The 17,867-nt window shown below is 36.6% G+C and carries 22 protein-coding genes and 2 pseudogenes; 10 read left to right on the top strand and 14 right to left on the bottom strand.

What is annotated here, in order from left to right; all coding sequences use genetic code 11:
- A partial coding sequence (locus Sarmat_RS00875) for a transposase (RefSeq protein ID WP_202148971.1) occupies positions 1-219 on the top strand: 219 nt, incomplete at its 5' end.
- Between the two features lie 212 nt (positions 220-431).
- The gene (locus Sarmat_RS00870) at positions 432-701 is read left to right on the top strand and encodes a hypothetical protein (protein WP_202148970.1); all 270 of its coding nucleotides are present in this window, start codon (positions 432-434) and stop codon (positions 699-701) included.
- On the opposite strand, the gene Sarmat_RS00865 is transcribed toward Sarmat_RS00870, so the two are convergent.
- Positions 660-809 carry a hypothetical protein gene (locus Sarmat_RS00865; RefSeq protein WP_202148969.1) on the bottom strand — a complete coding sequence of 50 codons (150 nt, stop codon included), beginning with the start codon at positions 807-809 and terminating at the stop codon, positions 660-662. The genes Sarmat_RS00870 and Sarmat_RS00865 overlap by 42 nt on opposite strands.
- 227 nt (positions 810-1,036) lie before the next feature.
- Between Sarmat_RS00865 and Sarmat_RS00860 the strand changes: the two genes are divergently transcribed.
- Positions 1,037-1,582, top strand: coding sequence for a transposase (locus Sarmat_RS00860; protein WP_202148968.1), 546 nt, complete (start codon positions 1,037-1,039; stop codon positions 1,580-1,582).
- Between the two features lie 102 nt (positions 1,583-1,684).
- Here Sarmat_RS00860 and Sarmat_RS07525 read toward each other — a convergent pair.
- The 8 genes and pseudogenes from Sarmat_RS07525 to Sarmat_RS00825 form a co-directional block, all read right to left on the bottom strand.
- Positions 1,685-1,795, bottom strand: a pseudogene (locus Sarmat_RS07525) (IS1/IS1595 family N-terminal zinc-binding domain-containing protein); the annotation flags it as partial.
- A gap of 547 nt (positions 1,796-2,342) precedes the next feature.
- Positions 2,343-2,684, bottom strand: a pseudogene (locus Sarmat_RS06750) (IS630 transposase-related protein).
- Between the two features lie 126 nt (positions 2,685-2,810).
- On the bottom strand, positions 2,811-3,569 hold the full coding sequence (locus Sarmat_RS00850) for an OmpA family protein (protein WP_202148967.1): 759 nt from the start codon (positions 3,567-3,569) through the stop codon (positions 2,811-2,813).
- Positions 3,570-3,591: 22 nt separating this feature from the next.
- Positions 3,592-4,449, bottom strand: coding sequence for a motility-associated protein (locus tag Sarmat_RS00845; RefSeq protein WP_202148966.1), 858 nt, complete (start codon positions 4,447-4,449; stop codon positions 3,592-3,594).
- A 36-nt stretch (positions 4,450-4,485) separates the two neighbouring features.
- Positions 4,486-4,944, bottom strand: a complete 459-nt coding sequence (locus tag Sarmat_RS00840) for a nucleoside deaminase (protein WP_202148965.1) — start codon at positions 4,942-4,944, stop codon at positions 4,486-4,488.
- 69 nt (positions 4,945-5,013) lie between these two features.
- Positions 5,014-5,745 (bottom strand): biotin--[acetyl-CoA-carboxylase] ligase, encoded by a 732-nt coding sequence (locus tag Sarmat_RS00835; RefSeq protein WP_202148964.1) that lies wholly within the window; start codon positions 5,743-5,745, stop codon positions 5,014-5,016.
- Positions 5,733-6,986 (bottom strand): proton-conducting transporter transmembrane domain-containing protein, encoded by a 1,254-nt coding sequence (locus Sarmat_RS00830; RefSeq protein WP_202148963.1) that lies wholly within the window; start codon positions 6,984-6,986, stop codon positions 5,733-5,735. The genes Sarmat_RS00835 and Sarmat_RS00830 overlap by 13 nt, the downstream gene beginning before the upstream one ends.
- Before the next feature lie 48 nt (positions 6,987-7,034).
- A complete protein-coding gene (locus Sarmat_RS00825; protein ID WP_202148962.1) occupies positions 7,035-8,525 on the bottom strand; it encodes a transporter substrate-binding domain-containing protein in 1,491 nt (496 codons plus the stop codon).
- Positions 8,526-8,694: 169 nt separating this feature from the next.
- On the opposite strand from Sarmat_RS00825, the gene Sarmat_RS00820 reads away from it, so the two are divergent.
- The 5 genes from Sarmat_RS00820 (at position 8,695) to Sarmat_RS06740 (ending at position 11,188) form a co-directional block, all read left to right on the top strand.
- On the top strand, positions 8,695-9,057 hold the full coding sequence (locus tag Sarmat_RS00820) for a frataxin domain-containing protein (protein ID WP_202148961.1): 363 nt from the start codon (positions 8,695-8,697) through the stop codon (positions 9,055-9,057).
- 41 nt (positions 9,058-9,098) lie between these two features.
- Positions 9,099-9,611, top strand: a complete 513-nt coding sequence (locus tag Sarmat_RS00815) for an NADH-quinone oxidoreductase subunit NuoE family protein (protein ID WP_202148960.1) — start codon at positions 9,099-9,101, stop codon at positions 9,609-9,611.
- Between the two features lie 25 nt (positions 9,612-9,636).
- Positions 9,637-9,852 (top strand): hypothetical protein, encoded by a 216-nt coding sequence (locus Sarmat_RS00810; protein ID WP_202148959.1) that lies wholly within the window; start codon positions 9,637-9,639, stop codon positions 9,850-9,852.
- A 414-nt stretch (positions 9,853-10,266) separates the two neighbouring features.
- Positions 10,267-10,644: an IS630 transposase-related protein gene (locus tag Sarmat_RS06745; protein WP_244127081.1), complete on the top strand. Its 378-nt coding sequence runs from the start codon at positions 10,267-10,269 to the stop codon at positions 10,642-10,644.
- Positions 10,645-10,975: 331 nt separating this feature from the next.
- Positions 10,976-11,188 (top strand): transposase, encoded by a 213-nt coding sequence (locus tag Sarmat_RS06740; RefSeq protein ID WP_244127080.1) that lies wholly within the window; start codon positions 10,976-10,978, stop codon positions 11,186-11,188.
- Positions 11,189-11,425: 237 nt separating this feature from the next.
- Here Sarmat_RS06740 and recR read toward each other — a convergent pair whose 3' ends face one another.
- The 5 genes from recR to Sarmat_RS00780 are packed head-to-tail and all read right to left on the bottom strand — an operon-like array spanning position 11,426 to position 16,181.
- Positions 11,426-12,019: a recombination mediator RecR gene (gene recR, locus Sarmat_RS00800; RefSeq protein ID WP_202148958.1), complete on the bottom strand. Its 594-nt coding sequence runs from the start codon at positions 12,017-12,019 to the stop codon at positions 11,426-11,428.
- Entirely contained in the window at positions 12,012-12,767 is a 756-nt protein-coding gene (locus Sarmat_RS00795; RefSeq protein ID WP_202148957.1) for a 3-deoxy-manno-octulosonate cytidylyltransferase family protein, read from the bottom strand. The genes recR and Sarmat_RS00795 overlap by 8 nt, the downstream gene beginning before the upstream one ends.
- Before the next feature lie 50 nt (positions 12,768-12,817).
- Positions 12,818-14,377, bottom strand: a complete 1,560-nt coding sequence (locus Sarmat_RS00790; protein ID WP_202148956.1) for a peptidyl-prolyl cis-trans isomerase — start codon at positions 14,375-14,377, stop codon at positions 12,818-12,820.
- A 54-nt stretch (positions 14,378-14,431) separates the two neighbouring features.
- Complete coding sequence (gene thyX / locus Sarmat_RS00785) at positions 14,432-15,346, bottom strand: FAD-dependent thymidylate synthase (protein WP_202148955.1); 915 nt, start codon at positions 15,344-15,346, stop codon at positions 14,432-14,434.
- Positions 15,347-15,395: 49 nt separating this feature from the next.
- On the bottom strand, positions 15,396-16,181 hold the full coding sequence (locus tag Sarmat_RS00780; protein ID WP_202148954.1) for an NAD kinase: 786 nt from the start codon (positions 16,179-16,181) through the stop codon (positions 15,396-15,398).
- Between the two features lie 237 nt (positions 16,182-16,418).
- Between Sarmat_RS00780 and Sarmat_RS00775 the strand changes: the two genes are divergently transcribed.
- Both Sarmat_RS00775 and Sarmat_RS00770 read left to right on the top strand, forming a co-directional pair.
- Positions 16,419-17,012 carry a hypothetical protein gene (locus Sarmat_RS00775; protein ID WP_202148953.1) on the top strand — a complete coding sequence of 198 codons (594 nt, stop codon included), beginning with the start codon at positions 16,419-16,421 and terminating at the stop codon, positions 17,010-17,012.
- 28 nt (positions 17,013-17,040) lie between these two features.
- The gene (locus Sarmat_RS00770; RefSeq protein WP_202148952.1) at positions 17,041-17,856 is read left to right on the top strand and encodes a 3-hydroxybutyrate dehydrogenase; all 816 of its coding nucleotides are present in this window, start codon (positions 17,041-17,043) and stop codon (positions 17,854-17,856) included.
- Positions 17,857-17,867: the final 11 nt, after the last annotated feature.

The raw sequence follows: 17,867 nt of genomic DNA, 5'->3' as shown, positions 1-17,867 counted from the left end.
ATAATGGATAACGCTGCATTTCACAGATCACAAAAGACAAAAGATCTCATTGAATCTGTTGGTTGTAAGGTAATTTTTCTTCCTCCTTATTCACCTGATTTTAACCCAATAGAGAAATTTTGGGCTAATATGAAGCGATGGGTTAAGCAGAAAATTTCTGACTTTCAGAGTCTTTTTGCTTCGTTATCTTTCTTTTTTAAATACGCTACCTCAAATTAATTTACTATAGTTGATATTTTTCGTAAAATTGATGATTTTTGCCATAGTACCCTACATTTTTTAAGGAAAGGCTTTACTATGAGGGTTTGAAGTAGTATATATCGTTTATTTTTTGTGACAAAAATGCATAATATACTACTTCAAGCCTTCAAGCGCTATCACCTCATATAGCCGGAAATAAATCAAGAGTAAAATCTTTTGTTGCAGCAATCTTGAGTATTATTACGGATGCTGGTATTCACCAAAAAGAGCTTGCGCTATCTCTTCCTGGTCCCGCAAAGGATAAATCTAAAACTCATAGAATTTATCGTTTATTGAAAAGCTTTACTATAGATTTTGTTTCGATTGCTAAGTTAATCATCGGTTTATTCGGAATCACAAGTTATGTTTTGGCAATGGACAGAACTAATTGGGAATTCGGAAAAACGGATATTAATACTTTATTTCTCGCGGTAGTTATAAACAATATACCTCTTTCCTAACTCTACTCCTGATGGCAACTGTGGCGACGCCGTCGATGCTCGAGTCCTCACGCACTTCATGTACGCTGCGGCTCTGTGCTTCGTATACTCCTCGCATTTGCTCATCATGAGCGAGTTTCGAAAGAGGTCTAATATTTCCGTACCGATTATGTGAGAATTTTTACCCCATTGCGGCACTTGTTCGACAAGGTTGATGAAAGAATTTTTACAAAAATTTTTGACCTATTTTCCCAATATTAACATCGAGCGCTTACTTGCCGATAGAGAATTTATGAATAAAGATTGGCTAGATTTTTTAAAAGAAAATTAATTTTATTATCCCGCTCCGTTGTAACATGCATCTTAGGTTAATACAGGCTGGACGCGCTTCACTAGAGAAGGGAAGAGGAGCAAAAGCTTTTGCAAATTTAAAACCTTTAGGATATGAGTATTCCGAAGGAATTTTGTGGGGGCACAAGGTGATTATTTACGCATCCAAAAATGAATCGGGCAATTTAATGATTTTAGCTTCTTGCGAAGAATTAGAGCAAAAAGCTTTTGAGAAATACAGATATAGGTGGGCTATCGAAAGGTTATTTAAACATTTAAACAGCGGCGGATTCAATATTGAAAAAAGCCGTATAACTTGCCATGAAAGGTATAAAAAATTGATCACCTTAGCCGCAATTTCGGCTGCAATTATTATTAAACAAGGATTAATAGAAGCCGGCTATCAAAAGATACAAATAAAGAAAAAAGAGGAGGTAAAAGTTCCTATTTGGTTCCTTTTTACCTTAGGCTTTGATAGGTTAAAATCCTGCTTTCGTGCAACCGTGAAGTGCTTTATCGAGACATTATCTCACAACTTAAGACCGCCCGACACCCTCTTTTTGCACTCTTAAGTAGCGAGCTCAAAAAAATGTAGGGTACTACGGGGTTTGATACCCATTCCATTTTTTCTATAGACATAATCCGGGCTCCCTCAAGATACCATTTAATTACTCTCAGCCTTTTTTATCTGTGTATACCTCTCTTAAGTCTCTTTCCCTGAATGTCTTCCCGTACTCCTTGCATTCGTATCTTTGCTTCTTCTTTACAAAGCCATTTTTAACATATTCTCCACTGCCGTAATAATTATAGTAATTTAGGTTGAATTAGGTATTTTAAAAAAATAAGAAATAGCCTCATATAATTGATCAAATGCAGTAATTTGATTTTTAATCCAACATTTCATATTAGCTCAAAATTTCTCTATTGGATTCAGAGCCGGTGAATATGGAGGCAAAGAAATGATCCTGCAATTTACTATTCAATCAATTCTTTTGTCTTCTTAGATTTATGAAAAGAAGCATTGTCCATAATTACAACTTGGCCGGACCTTAATTCCTTAATTAAAACATTCTCCACCTAGCTTTCAAATAATAGTGCATTGCATGGACCATTAAATACCATAGGTGCTATTGACTTATTATTCACTAATCCTGCTATAATATTCGTTCTTTCGTAATGTTTGCCACTCTTTTACTAACTAATTTCTCGCCTTTCTTTCCCCATCCCCGATCCTTGCATATCGTCATCTCGATACCGCTCTCGTCAATATAAACTACACTTTCAGTAGATATATCTTTTATTTTTTCTTGGCAATCTTGGTGTCTTTCTTCGCTAGCTTCCAGGTAGGAAAAGTCTTTTTTTATAGCGAAAGCCTAGATTTTTTAACCAGTAACTTATTGTAAAAACACTTACTCCAAATTTTTGGGCAGCTTTTTTCAATGTCATATTTTCATTTAATTTAACGTAGTTTTCAAGTGCTTCTAGATCAATTTTTCTTTTTGAACCACCTCGTTTCTTTGCGAGATAATTGCCTTCTTTTTTATATTTTCGGTATCACCTTCCTATTGCTGATACACTTATTTTAAATAATTTAGATGCTTGGTCATAACTATTCCCAGCTTCTAAATATTGTACTACTTTTTCTCTTAAATCATTGCTATAGCTTTTTGTCATTTTCCTTTCATTATAACGAAAAATTATATCTAATTCAACCTAAATTACTATAGTTTATGTCCCAGCACTGGAAGTTAAAGCGGCTAACATTTCTTTAGATTACTCTTGCGGTTTTTAAGACGAGATCTATTTAGCTTGATCTAAAATTTGATTTGCAAATGGTGATTGAGACTTGTTTAACGAGTTCTGATTCAACAGAATAATATCAGCCTTAATATTACCGGCGCCCTCGTACTGAATCGCATCTCTATCAGCGCTACCAACGATTTTAACAAACCATTTAGGGTCTACGCCATATTCTATCAGCAATTTGCGCACAGCATTTGCTCGCCCTGTTGACAGTTCCCACATATCATCTTGCCCATTGCCGGTAGCTGTATGGCCAACAACTGCAATATAATATTTATATTCTTTTATTAAATCCGCTATATTGGAAATTACGCTATACATATAAGGCTGTACCACATCTGTACCTCTTTGAAACACAGCGCGTTGGGCGGCGTCTTGTAGTTTAATTTTTAAACCTTCTGTAGAAATTTCCATTGAGATGTTTTCTCGGAAATTACCAAAAGTGTTGATTAATTTTGCTTGTCTTATAACTTCTTGGAATATTTTTATATCATGTCTTGGATCTAATTTTCCAATCTGATCGTGATCTATCTCTATCTCTGAAGCTTTGTCTGTTAAACCATCGTGTTTTTGGTTAAAATTCAACCCCCCTTCTAGATCTTGAGCTTGAACAAAATACTGCGAAAGCCCCTCTTTAGTTTCCTTTGGCACTATGTTTAAAATCCACATTAACATAAAAAAGCACATTATCGCCGTTGCGTAATCCGCATATGCCGCTTTCCAACTACCAGACTTCCTTTCTTTACGTTTTCTCATATAGTATGTTAAAAAATATTAACTATTTTATTGCATTGATTGCTTTTTCTACTTCTTGAAAAGAAGGTTTCGCGCTTTGTGGAGTAGCCTTTCTCATCAATTCAACCACTACAGCCGGTTGATGGCCATTTACATATCCTATTAAACCAAGTTTGATAGATTGTAAAAAGTGAGAATGATCAATGGAATAAGTTTCTAGCTTTTTAGCGATTGGCGCCACCATGGTGTATGCGATCAAAACTCCGAGGAATGTACCAGATAATGCCGATGCCACTAATGCACCTAAAACATCAGGGGGTTCCATTACACTTCTCATGGTTACTATCATACCCAACACCGCACCTACTATACCAAGCGCCGGCAATGCATCAGCGATAAAAAACAGAGAACCAGAAGTCTCTAATTCGTGATCTGTATATACTTCAATTTCATGATTCATCATCGACTCTAGATCATCTGCTTTGTTAATACCAGTGAGTATTATTCGCAAATTATCTAACAAAAACTTTTTGACATTTTCATTATCTTTGATGTACTTGCTTGCATTTTTAAAAAATGCGCTGTCTTCTGGACTCTCCACGTGCTCCTCTAATGCAAGTAACCCTTTGGACTTGGCAACTTTAAATAAATTAAAGCACAAGACGCATAACGATACGTAGTCTTCTTTTTTTGGTGAGGGAGAAGATATCAGATATTTCAAAGATTTTAGAGTGCGCAAACTCACTTCGTATTTACTTGCGATAATGTAGGCGCCTAGAGAGCTACCAAGAATAATTAATATTTCAGAAGGTTGGAACAATACTAGAAAATCTCTGGAATGCATCGCGTAACCAAAGCCGATAGAACCTAGTACTATCAGCAGTCCGATAAGAAACGTCATATCTACAAAAAAAATTAATAATAAAAGTGGTAGTGATTATACATCATTTTTTCTCATTTTACAAAAAGAATCTCTCAAGATCTCTTCATATTCATGATATCCAAGATCTGGATATACTTCTGGACGATAAAAACACTGCGGAGATGAGAAAAAATTATGATCATTAGATAATGCGCCAAATTTGTTGCTTTGTACAGCATAAAACACACGCCCAATTCTAGAGAGCGATATAGCGCATGCACACATATAACATGGTTCAAGCGTGACATATAAATCAAATTCATGCAAAAATTTCTCTTCCCTATTAGCAATTGCTTCTCTAATAACCAAAAACTCTGCGTGCAACAAGGGGTTATTGCAGGTTTGCACTAAATTGCACGCTCTGTAGAGCGCCCCTCGCCTATTGTTTACCAACACCGCTCCTATTGGCACCTCTCCTAACTGGACGGCCTGTTTCGCCATATCTATGGCCAGTAGCATAAAGTTGCGGAACATGCTTTGGCTTATCGTAACAAAAGAAAAATGGATTAGATTAAAATAATATAAAAAATAATAAATTTTTATCTAAGATAGGATATGTCCTATGGAAAAATTTTGTATTTGATTATCTTTTAGTTTTATCATCAAGTTGCCAGTTAAGTCTATATCAACAAATTCACCAGTAATACATTCTTGTTGATTATGAAAAGTGATGGTTTTGCCTAGATTATATGCGTTATTTAGCCATTGAATTCTCGTCAATTCAAAGCCATATCTAATCCATGCATGGTAACAATGCATAAAAGATTGCATACAGGCGTTGAGTACTGCCCCCACTTCCAATTGATTACCAATGATTTGGGCGAGGCTGGTTAATGGGCGATCTATATGAGGTGTTTTATTTACGTTTATCCCTACTCCTACTAGATAATACTCTTGCTTATTTAACATTATAGATTCCACAAGAATACCACCGAGTTTTTGATGATTATACATAAGATCATTAGGCCATTTTACCTGCACTTGAGCTGGTTGAGTGAGCTCGTTGAGCGCTAAACAAAAAGCTAAGCCGGCAAGCAGGGGTAGCTGCCCCTTTTGTTCTAGGCTGAGCTGCTCTAGTAAAACTATGGTGGCATATAGGTTTCCTTCGCTGCCTATCCAGTTTTTGCCATATCTACCGCGCCCCTTGGTTTGCTCTTTACTCCAAATCACAAAGCTATGTTGCATTTCTCCAGTTTTAATCAAGCGTAGCGCTTCGCTATTAGTGCTGTCGATAGAGTCGAAGATTAATAAGCGATATTCTTCTAACCAAGACATAGAAATATTTCCTCAACAACAAGTAATGCTCCTAATATAAAGCTAATAGATAAATATGCAATAAACACGAGAGAGTGATGAGCGAGTTTGGCAAGAGGTCTAATACCCCGCCCTTCCAACTTTATAGGCATAGTTTGATCAAAATAAACAACCTTTAACATGTTAAGTACATAGAAAGACATCACTAGATTGCATCCTATTGCAAGAAGCGCTATGCAGATTTGCTGTTCTTGAAATAAATAATGCAGAATAAAATATTTACCAAAGAAGCCGGAAAGAGGTGGAATACCCACGTTAGAGAATAAAACTATGATGAGCGCAATGCCAAGCCACTTGTAGCGTCTCCCCACGCCAGACAAGTCTTCTAGCTTCTCGGCCTTGCTAAGAGAGGCAAGGATAGCAGTAAAACCAATGCCGTTAATCATATAAGCCAAAAGATAGAAGATAGAAATTTTGGAAAGATCTTGGTTAAAACTCATAGTCATCGGTACCAACAGATAGCTAGTATTAAATAATTCGCTATATGCTACAATTTTTTTAATATTTTTTTCAGTTAAAATGCAAATGCTCGCTAATATTAGAGAAGTCAGGAGAAAAAGTAACAGCCAAGAAGAGAGGATAGGCGAGATTGGTAGATATTTAATAAGATTTATCAAACCAAGTAAAATAGTAAACTTCTGAGCGGTTGCAATGTAGTTTATGGTTGTAATGCTAATACTGCTATATAGATCTAGCGTCCACAAATGAAAAGGCGCGAGAGAGAGTTTGAACCATATATTAATACAGAACAGAAACAAACCAATGCATGCACCGCTCTTTTCTGGATTGTTGAAAATTCGTGCAAGCGACTGATATTCAAGACTACCATCATTAAAACCATAGATTAGCGATAACCCATAGAACCCTACTGCACTCACGATGAGATGAATGATTAAATATCTTGTGATGCTATTTACCGCGCCGTTTTGTGAGCATAGCATGCATAGCCCATACAAACAAAAGGTTTGTAATTCTAGAGCGCACATAAGAGCGAAGAGGTCTTGTAAGCCAATGATAGCGATGCCAGCAAATAAATTGATTAATAACAGCGCAAAATATTCAAAATTCACTGACAACTTGCGCATTTTGCTAGACTCCATGTGTAAAATCGCTGCAACTGCACCAAAACCGCTAGCTATGAGTGCGGTAAATAAATTGGAGTTTGGGAGCAACAATCCGATGTCTTTTATAGAGTTTAGCATTAGGGTGTTATTTAAAAAAGAGTTTATATGATAAAACATTTAGTAAAATTAGTAAAACTTTAAGTCTTTTGTTTTTAGTTTAAGCATTGCTATTGCCGTGCATAAGCAGGCGCAAGAGGTAATGTATACCGCAAGCTCTAAATACTCTTTGTTTTGATTAGAGACAAAGGAAATAAAGCCACTAAGCACAGCGCTCCAAAACAGATATACCCATGAACCTTCAGAACGAATTTCGCAACCAACAACAAAGGTTTTAAGCAAAAGATTGCGAATGAGCGCGCCACCACTACAGGTAAGTAAGGCAAAAAATGGTCCCCATAATTCTAATGGTTCGATTCTAGACATAACCGTCATCGCAACTCCGATTGCAATGAAGCTAGATTTCGCAAAGACATCGCAGTATGCTCTAGCCATTTGTATACGTGGCAAATAGAGATCAAGATTTATGTTGTGCATTTTTATAAATTTGGCAACTACAAGCCCTGCTAACACTGCGCAGCAAGATAGATATATGTAAACTGGATTGAGAATGATACCAACGGGTCTACGGTCAATAATCACATCTCGCATTACTCCGCCACATAAAGATGGTATGAGCGCTAAATATATAGTGTTCATTAATCCGATTCTAAACTCTATGCTAATCAACATTGCTGAAAATGCGAAAGAAATAGTGGCCGCTATTGCAAGATAAGAAAATAAATCAGAATTAATTACCTGCAATAACAGTAAGGGATAGAGATATCTTTTTAAGATATTCTGGTATTCCCTGCTATCTATAAGGTCAATAATGCCTTGATTAATTTTTTGCGTTAATTCTGGCGAAACACTTGTTTTGCTCAAGGCTAGATGTACGGGTGTTTTAAGATTCACAAATATCTCCTGTACTTCATTCTCTAGAGCATTATTAAATATAAAATCGGCAATAATCAGCCTGTCGCCAAAGCAACATTCAATTATATGTTCTTTTAAATCTTTGATTAATGCATCGTAATTGGAGTAATGAAAAACTATATCTTGATTAAATTCATGATTTATAAAAAGATTTAATTCGTTAGAAGAGAAAACGTTGCCCTTAATCACTCCAACGCGCGTGTTATATAGCCTTAATTGCGAGAGCAGTTCTGGGATATTGTGAAAATTTGATAGTTTATTTTGTTGTTTTAATATAAATAAACTATTCTCTTCTATGCGGTATGGCACAGAAAAGGATACGAAACCTTCGCGAGATTCTGTTTTAGTAACATCCATCGCCACATCCTGTATTCCATTCTGCAGATCAATCTGTTGCTGATGCCAATCATTTTTTTGATACTTGATTTCGATTTTATTTGCTTTAAATAAACAGTTTAATAATTCGATATCTAGCCCCGTTAACCCCACTGATTTCCTTGTTACATCAAGCATTTGGTATGGTGGTTCATCATTCCATCCGGCAACTAAATAGTGGTCATGTGCAATATTTTCTCCTACTTTTGCATACGTAAGGTTGACGTACAGTAAAAATACAATAAAATATATTATGTATTTCGGATCCATGTTTTGTTATGATGAACTCTAAGAATTACGGGTTATAGTTCAATTGTATTATATATTCCATAACAAAGCATAACGAGTACTACCGTAAGTAGATTTTATTTTTAGGAACTAAGCCTTTTTGTATATCTATATACTACATCGGGATTATTGTGAAAATATAAGGAAGCGTGTGAGTGTACCTACATTTAGTTTTTATAGCACCCAGGAATTACTGGATGTTTTTGAGAGAATATTATCGTTTGTTGATTCTACGATTGATGATTGTGCAGATATAGAATATAACAACGAGCTAGTGGGCATAATAGATAAGCAGGAAAGAGTTTTTATTATTAATAAACATTCTTTCGCAAATCAAGTATGGATTTCTTCTCCAACGAACGGCCCTAGTCATTTTGCATATAACGCAGCCACTGGTGAATGGTTGAACACTGAGAATGGCTCAGAGCTTTTTGCCGTGTTGCAAATAGAATTAGACTGCATTAAGCAGTTTAATGCCCAATATTCGGAGCCGCCCACTAGCGACGAGCTATAACAACGCTGGCTGATTTGGCAATTTATTTGTAGGGTATAAGCATGACTCATGCTTTTGCGTTTAGTAGTGAAAATTTAGCAAAATTTCATCTGATTTTAGCAAAATATCCGAAAGACCAAAAAAGGAGTGCGTTGCTACCCTGTCTCATGCTGGTGCAGAACCAAAATGACGGGTGGTTGTCTGTGGAGGCGATGGAGTATGTGGCACAATTGTTAGACCTACCTTATATTAGGGTATATGAGGTTGCTACGTTTTATAGCATGTTTCAGCTTGAACCACGAGGAAAGTTTCACTTCAAGGTTTGCACCACTACCCCCTGCTGTTTAGTAAAATCAGATGAGCTACTAGCCCTCATTCGCGAGCAAACCTGTGTGAGCGATGCCAAAAATATCAGTGAGGATGGGTTGTTTTCTGTATCAGAAGTGGAGTGTTTAGGTGCATGCGTCGGTGCGCCAGTTGTGCATATAAATAATGAATGTCATGAAAAAGTTACTCCGCAATCGATGATAGATATCATACGTAGCTTAAAAAAGAGTGATGCGGGGCGCGGTTGATTAGACTTCCTTCGAAACTCGCTGCATGACGAATAAATGTGAAGAGTGTACGAATAATCACGGAACTTCGAGCCTGCATGGGGTTAAGCGAGGATTTCGCGTTGGACACTACGCGCATATCGCCATGAAGGAGTGGAGTGTGAAAGAGGTTTATGAAAACTACCTTGATTCTATCGCATATTTTTGTATCCCGCTCATTTTTATAATGAGATATCAATTTCGCCCTTTCTGTTTTCCGTGAGCGTTTTATTTCCAATCTGATTTTACTACTTTCCCGCGCCCCTTGCCAACTCTTATTTGATCAGAGGTATACATGCTTAGTGGATTGCCATAAACAGTTGACGCATCATATCAACTAAAATATACGTATGTATGTAGCGTCAATTTTTGAATTCATAGTTAATAAATAAAAGCAACTAAGAATGATTAATGCAAAGCAAAGGAGAGCGGATATTAAAGAAAAATTTTTGTAAATAACATTATCATACATTGTTTAAGTTAATTGATGATAACCACGACGCCGATTTAGATACGGGGGTGGGGTTATATCGCAGAAATGTTGAGTCAAGACAAATCTGCGCACAAAATTAAAACTTTGTATGGTATAGTAATTTAGGTTGAATTAGATATAATTTTTCGTTATAATGAAAGGAAAATGACAAAAAGCTATAGCAATGATTTAAGAGAAAAAGTAGTACAATATTTAGAAGCTGGGAATAGTTATGACCAAGCATCTAAATTATTTAAAATAAGTGTATCAGCAATAGGAAGGTGGTACCGAAAATATAAAAAAGAAGGCAATTATCTTGCAAAGAAACGAGGTGGTTCAAAAAGAAAAATTGATCTAGAAGCACTTGAAAGCTACGTTAAATTAAATGAAAATATGACATTGAAAAAAGCTGCCCAAAAATTTGGAGTAAGTATTTTTACAATAAGTTACTGGTTAAAAAATCTAGGCTTTCGCTATAAAAAAAAGACTTTTCCTACTTGGAAGCTAGCGAAGAAAGACGTCAAGATTACCAGGAAAAAATAAAAGATATATCTACTGAAAGTGTAGTTTATATTGACGGGAGCGGTATCGAGATGACGATATGCAAGGATCGGGGATGGGGAAAGAAAGGCGAGAAACTAGTTAGTAAAAAGAGTGGCAAACATTACGAAAGAACGAATATTATAGCAGGATAAGTCAACAGCACCTATGGTATTAATGGTCCATGCAATGCACTATTATTTGAAAGCTAGGTGGAGAATGTTTTAATTAAGGAATTAAAGTCCGGCCAAGTTGTAATTATGGAAAATGCTTCTTTTCATAAATCTAAGAAGACAAAAGAATTGATTGAATAGTAAATTGCAGGATCATTTCTTTGCCTCCATATTCACCGGCTCTGAATCCAATAGAGAAATTTTGGGCTAATATGAAACGATGGATTAAAAATCAAATTACTGAATTTAATCAATTATATGAGGCTATTTCTTATTTCTTTAAAATACCTAATTCTCCAATTGGATATTGCTTGAATTTCTTTTTATCAGCAAAGGTAGATATTTCTTTTTTAGGCAATACAGAGCAGCCATGACGCTTTAGGCAACAATAGACCTCTTTCAAAACTCGCTCATGATGAGCAAATGCGAGGAGTATACGAAGCACAGAGCCGCAGCATACTCTAGTATATGAGGAGCGCAAAAGAGTTTTGACAACAAAATTACCCTTCAGAATAGGTCGCGCAATGCTCAACCTTAAAAAGAGGATTGGATGATAAGAAATCATTAGACATCTTTTTCAAACTTCGCTCAGTTAGTAAAATAAACCCCCCTCACTCATATAACCTTCTGCTATTTATTGCCAAAGTGAGGGTGCCCTCGTCTATATAGTCTAGCTCCCCACCTATTGGTAGCCCATATGCCAATTTTGAAATAAGAATCGGCACACCATGAAAGTAATCAATAACACTATGCGCAATCATCTGCCCTTCTATCGTAGGGTTAGTTGCGATGATTAATTCTTGACATTGATGTCGCTTACACCTAGAAAGTAGTTTATCTAAATTAAAGGAGCTGTGATTGCGATGATTCTCTTGCGCATTCAGCACATGATATTTACCCTTAAAGGTCTTGCTCCGCTCTATTGCCCATAACTCGGCGACTGTTTCCACAACCGCTATCACTTGGTTATCTCTGCTTGGGTCAGAGCATATTTCACATATCTTATCTGAAGAAAAATTGAAGCATTCGCTGCAACAATGAATAGATGAGTAGATGTTGTGTATTAAATGTTCAAGCGTTTGTAACCGATTGTCTTTATCTTGCAGAAGATAGAGCACTATCCTGCGGGCCGATCTGCTGCCTAACCCAGGCAAAGTGGATATAAAGTATACTAACTTTTCTATATCATTTAAATTTCTAGACATTAGAATGAGCAAGATTTGTTGCAGGTGACGATTGTTGAGTCTTGCGCCAAAACTCTCGGGCATTTTCTAAATCTTCTTGAGTGTCTACAGATATCACCTCTTGATAATGATGCATTAAACTCACGTGCATGCCATGCTCTATCGCCCTAAGCTGCTCTAGATTTTCGATAGTTTCAAGATTCGATGGGGGGAGCGCTACAAAGCGCTCTAGCGCTGACCTAGTAAAGCCATATATGCCAGTGTGGTATAAAAATTGCTGCGCCCCATACGGAATATCGTTGCGAGAAAAGTATAACGCTCTATTGTAGGCATCCGAGATAATCTTCACAAATTGCTGCTTTTGCATCACACACTCCCCTTTTCTTGCTAAGGTAAGGATATCGCATTCTGTTTGGTGTAGCTGATGGAGCATCTGGTTAATAAGGTCTGGTTCTATAAATGGCATATCTCCCTGCAAGTTCACGACATATTGAATGTTACGCTGGGGGTCTATCTGTTGGATAGCATGGTGTACTCTGTCTGTGCCAGATGGTAATTCCGGAGTGATAATCACGGGTACGCTATGCTTAGCAACTGCATCAGCGATAGACTCAGAGTCTGTGGCGAGGTATACATTGCATTGTATTTTTTTATACACATTCAACACAACATGTTCTATTAAGCTATACTCTCCTATTGTTTGCAGCGGTTTGTGCGGCAGTCTCTGAGAATGTAGTCTTGTTGGTATTATAACGGCCGTGTTTAGCATATCGATTGCGAGTATTTGTTATAGGTAATGAATGTATATCTTCTAAAAAATCATTTTAAGTCTTTTTGTTTAATATCTACTTCTTGGGTTTTATATTCATAATTTATGATTTCTTCAAGCAATAAGCTCTTTATCTCATCCTTGATTTCCGCTCTTTCTTCTGGCGTTTCCGGTTTTTTACTTGTTCTAGTTTCCCTAACATAAGCAAAATAGGCGTAGTCTTCATTATCAGCCACCAACGTAACTCCGTTGTTAGGGGTGCTGGCTAATGCCTCATAAAAGTTATCGTTAAATTCTATGTTAGTTACTCTGGTAGCAAAGTTATTACTTAGTAGACCACGATAAATTTTTAACTTTGCATATGCTCCGTCCAGAGAGCTTATTTTTGTTGCATCAAAGTCTTTATTTAATTGTTGCATTAATTTATAATTATTCTCCTTATTTCTTTCTTCTCTCCACCCTTTAGTAACTTGCACGCGCACTTCTTCGAAGTTTTGTGTATATTGATTTTTAATTTCATGCATATGCACAATCAACAAACCGCTGTTTAGTTCTATTGGATAAGACACCTCGCCTATTTCTAAATCAAAAATATGATTCGCTCCTTGCTTGAGCTCATCTTTTTGTTCTGCATTCAGTAAGTCATTATATGCTAGCGCTAACGCTTCGCACGCCGCCCAATTGTATTTACTAGATAAATCTTTGAGATCTAAACCAGATGCGATATCATTCTCCACCGCTCTAATCAGATTCTGCAATTCACTTTTATTTTTATTATTTTGAGCCATTTCTTGTATTTTTTGCGGCTCTAAACTCTCTACATCTTCACTATTTTCCTGCGTGAAGGCTTGCACCTCTTCATCATTCACAGTTGCGATATTCTTCTCAATGGATGCGAAAGGTATGTAGATATAGCTAAATGAGCGCTTTTCTGGTATTTCGAATTGATAAATATTATTCTGATAAAACTCCTTTAGCTCCTCTTCTGTTGGTTGCTGCGTTGTGCTTTGATCAAATTTTTCATCTAATTTCATAACCACAAGATCAAACACTTTAATTTGTTTATTAAACAAGGATAAATGAGATATTAACGAGTTTGGGAGGATGGTTGTGTCTTGCAATGACGAGATGAGCAATTTGCGCAATTCCTCGGCCTTAATAACCTCGCCTATGCTAAGAATAAGCTGGCGTTGTTTGTCTAGGTCATAGTTATTCTGATTAGATTCAATCAAGTTATTTTTAATTAATTCCATCACATCAGCGCTAGATAGATCGAGGCAATAATCTTGCACTAAGTTATCTAGTAACCTGCGATAAATCATATCGTTTAATATTTCTAGATTTACCGCTGGATTGTTTTGTATATTACCTAGCTCCTCGTAACTTATGTTATTATCTAGATTTTTCTGTACGTTTTGAACGAATCGATATTTTTCTTCCAGAAAGTCGCTACGTTTAATTGTTTGCGCATTACGAAATTGTACTATAGCAGCATCTTCTTGATCAGCGCGATAGCTTTGCTTTAAACCATAAGCAAAGGCAATGAGAACTAAAACAAAAAGCGCGCGGAAAAAGAGATTATTACTATTTTTTCTAATATGAGATAACATTTTATCGTTTTTCAGTCTTTATTAATTTGATGCGTATCTATTTTCTATGATTGATTATACCAGATCTTCTATACCAAAAATCTCTGTAATCTGAGCCAACTCCTTTTTATTCATATTATCTAATTGTTCTTTGTGCGGTTGTTTATGTATAATACGCTTAATTAGCTCCTTAGCGCTAGCAGACAAGGTTATGCCATTGGAGACATGTTCTTCGAATGCCTGAGCAACCATAGGCACCCATTTTTTTACTACATCCATGAGAGCAAGAGCATACACTCTTATTTCATATTGGGCGTGCGGGCTACATCTTAGATCTAAAAAATGCAATAGATTTCTGAGGTTAGTTTTCCAATACCATTGAGTATAATAGTTCAATGTTAGATTCATCCTCGCTAATTCTCTGCTAATTCCAAAACGGTTTGCATTAATGCAGTTCCCCTCCTCGTCCTGGTTCATCATGTGAATATAGTGTTCGTAATTACGAAGCGCGTCTTGTTTTAAAATTTCTAACACCTCCATTGCTTCTTGCGTTGGTAACGGTGCGTCTGCACTGCACTGCTTGTTGTTTTTGGCTTGGGGCTTTACTTGCTCTAGACTTGGTAGATAGAACTCATTACTTAAAATAGAATAGCGAGCAGAATACTCGTTCACACTAGCGGTTCTGTGCCTAATCCATTGTCTTGCAATAAAGATAGGGAGCTTGATATGCAGTTTTATCTCACACATTTCAAATGGACTGGTGTGTCTATGTCGCATTAGGTAATTGATAAGAGCTTTGTCTTGGCTAGACTGCTTGGTACCAACGCCATAAGACACCCTGGCGGCTTGCACCACCGCCGCGTCGTCTCCCATATAATCTACTAGCCTGATAAACCCCTTATCTAAGATGGGTATTGGCTGCGCAATGATTTTCTCTAATTCTTCTACGGTTGGTCTAGCTGTTAAAGTTTTTGGTTGTTCTTGTGTCATGCCGTTCGTTTCCTGATATTTATTGTAATTATTATAAAAAATTCAAAGATTAAAAATATATAAATTGCTCCCTCATGACCTTTTCTTCTAGAGAGTGAGTAGTATTAAATAGAATATTAATTACATCGGTTTTTGATTCTTGTACGACAAATTTTTTTACATCTTGGATTTCTTGAAAATCAGCCGAAATATTACCAACTCTCTCTCGCTCTTCTAATATATCACATTCTATACTTGCAGAAAATGGCAAGAGTGCGCCATGCCACTTTCTAGGGCGAAAAGGCGAGATGGGAGTGATGCAAAGTAGTCGAGAATGTATAGGTACTATTGTCCCGCCCGCAGAAAAATTATATGCGCTACTACCAGCCGCAGTTGCTACAATCACTCCATCAGCAATGAGCTGAGGTATTCTAGTGAGACCGTTTACTTTAATTGAGATTTTACAGGCCTGACTAGTTTTTCTAAAAAGAGCTACTTCATTTATAGCTCGCAAATGAAATTTTACACCTTCGACGTTTTCTGCCTCTATATCTAGAGGTCTGATTGTTGCAGCAATACTATTTTGAATCGTTTGGGGTATATTACTACATTCTACGCCCAAATCGTTCATTAAAAATCCAACAGAGCCTGTATTAATTCCATAAAAGGGCAAATTCAGGTGCAGATATTGATGTATAGTATGCAACATGAATCCATCACCTCCAATCACCACTATAACATCCGCGCATTCCGGTTGAACTGCATCATATAACGCATCCAATTTGTCCTTTAGTTCAAGGGAGTGTGAGCTATTAGAGCCGATGATAGCTAGCTTTATATTGCGCGAATCTTTCATAACCAGGTGCCGTGGGATATAACTATGGTATAGTGATATCAATGATTCAACTTATAGATAAATACATATAACACATTGCTAATACTTGCTATGCAGTAAAACTGCCTAATATAATTTAAATACAGAGGTATTTTTTCTAAAACTATTGAACATTCAACAAGGTTTTGCATGATAGTAGCAAAGTTATCATTACATCATATCAAAATATTATCAAAAAGGAATAAGCAGAGCATAGTTTTGTTATTTAAGCAATACACGGCGTTACTATTATGTGCTTTCTTACTTTTTGGTTGTTCCAACCCTAACCTACATACAGACAAGACGATAAAAAATGGTAAAAAGTTACCACTTTATAATACAAAATACATTGAGCTTGCAAAGCGCAATATTGCGCAAAATCGCATAAATCAAGAAGAGGAAGAGCAAATTGACGAGATTGAGAAGATTATTAGCTCAAAAGATCTGCATAAACAAATGTATATCGCCATGATTAAGAAGGAGGGAGAAATGGCACGCCAAGAAACTTCCTCGCAAAAAAATAAAAAACAAAAGAGTGGCGCTAAGCAATTAAAACAAGCTAACGAAACTATAGATGCTAGCACTAATCAAGAAGAGCAGCTTAGGAAAGAGTTAGAAGAATTGCGCGCTATGCTCGTGCAAACAAGAGAGGAATTGATGAAGCATCAGCAACCCACAGCTGAGATCAATGAAAACATATCAGAATCTTTAGAAAGAACTAGTGTTAGCAAAAATAGCGAGAAGAGCATGCTAACGCATGATGTAGACGAGAGCAAGGGGTCTTGCTCTAAATGCAATACAGATTCAGTGTGAGATTAATAATAAATATTCGTTGATATATATGACTATAGAAAGGAGTAATAAATTGAGTTTAGATTTATCAGATAAAACAGCTTTAATCACTGGAGGGCTTGGTGGCATTGGCTTTGGCATCGCCGCAGATATGGCAACGTGCGGGGCACAGCTCATTATTCATGATTTGTTGCAAGCAGAAATGGCAGCGCAAAAACTGGAGAGTTTAAGAAAGTTAGGCGCAAAAAACGTACATTATTATGCCGCTAACCTAGCTAATCCATCGGAAATTAGCGATATGTTTAATAAAATACAAAATGCTGGAATGTATGTGGATATTTTAATTAATAATGCAGGAGTACAATGTGTATCATGTATAGAAGAATTTCCTGATGACAAATTCGAGCAGATTATAAGAGTAGATTTACTTTCTAGTTTTTATACCATTAAACAGACTATAGCACATATGAAACAACAAAAATGGGGGAGGATAGTGAATGTAGCTTCTGCTCACGGTTTGGTTGCGTCTCCATATAAAAGCGCTTATGTTGCTGCAAAACATGGTTTAATTGGCATGACTAAGAGCGTTGCGCTAGAGTGCGCAGAGCATGGAGTGAGTGTGAATGCTATATGCCCTGGTTATGTAAAAACAGATCTGGTAGTAAAGCAGATAGCTGATACTGCTAAGTGTAGAAATTGTTCAGAGACGCAGGTAATGGATGAAATTATTCTGGGGTCTCATGCAAATAAGAGATTTATAGAGGTTTCGGAAATAGCGCAACTAGTATTATTTTTAGTATCAGAAGGGGCTATGTCTATTACTGGTAGTGCGATTACTATAGATGGTGGATGGACCGCGCGTTAGGGGGTGATGAC

This window comes from Candidatus Sarmatiella mevalonica, assembly GCF_016751895.1.
GTDB lineage: Bacteria > Pseudomonadota > Alphaproteobacteria > Rickettsiales > Rickettsiaceae > Sarmatiella > Sarmatiella mevalonica.
The sequence above is the reverse complement of the archived record's forward strand: the minus strand, read 5'-3'. Positions and strand labels throughout refer to the sequence as shown.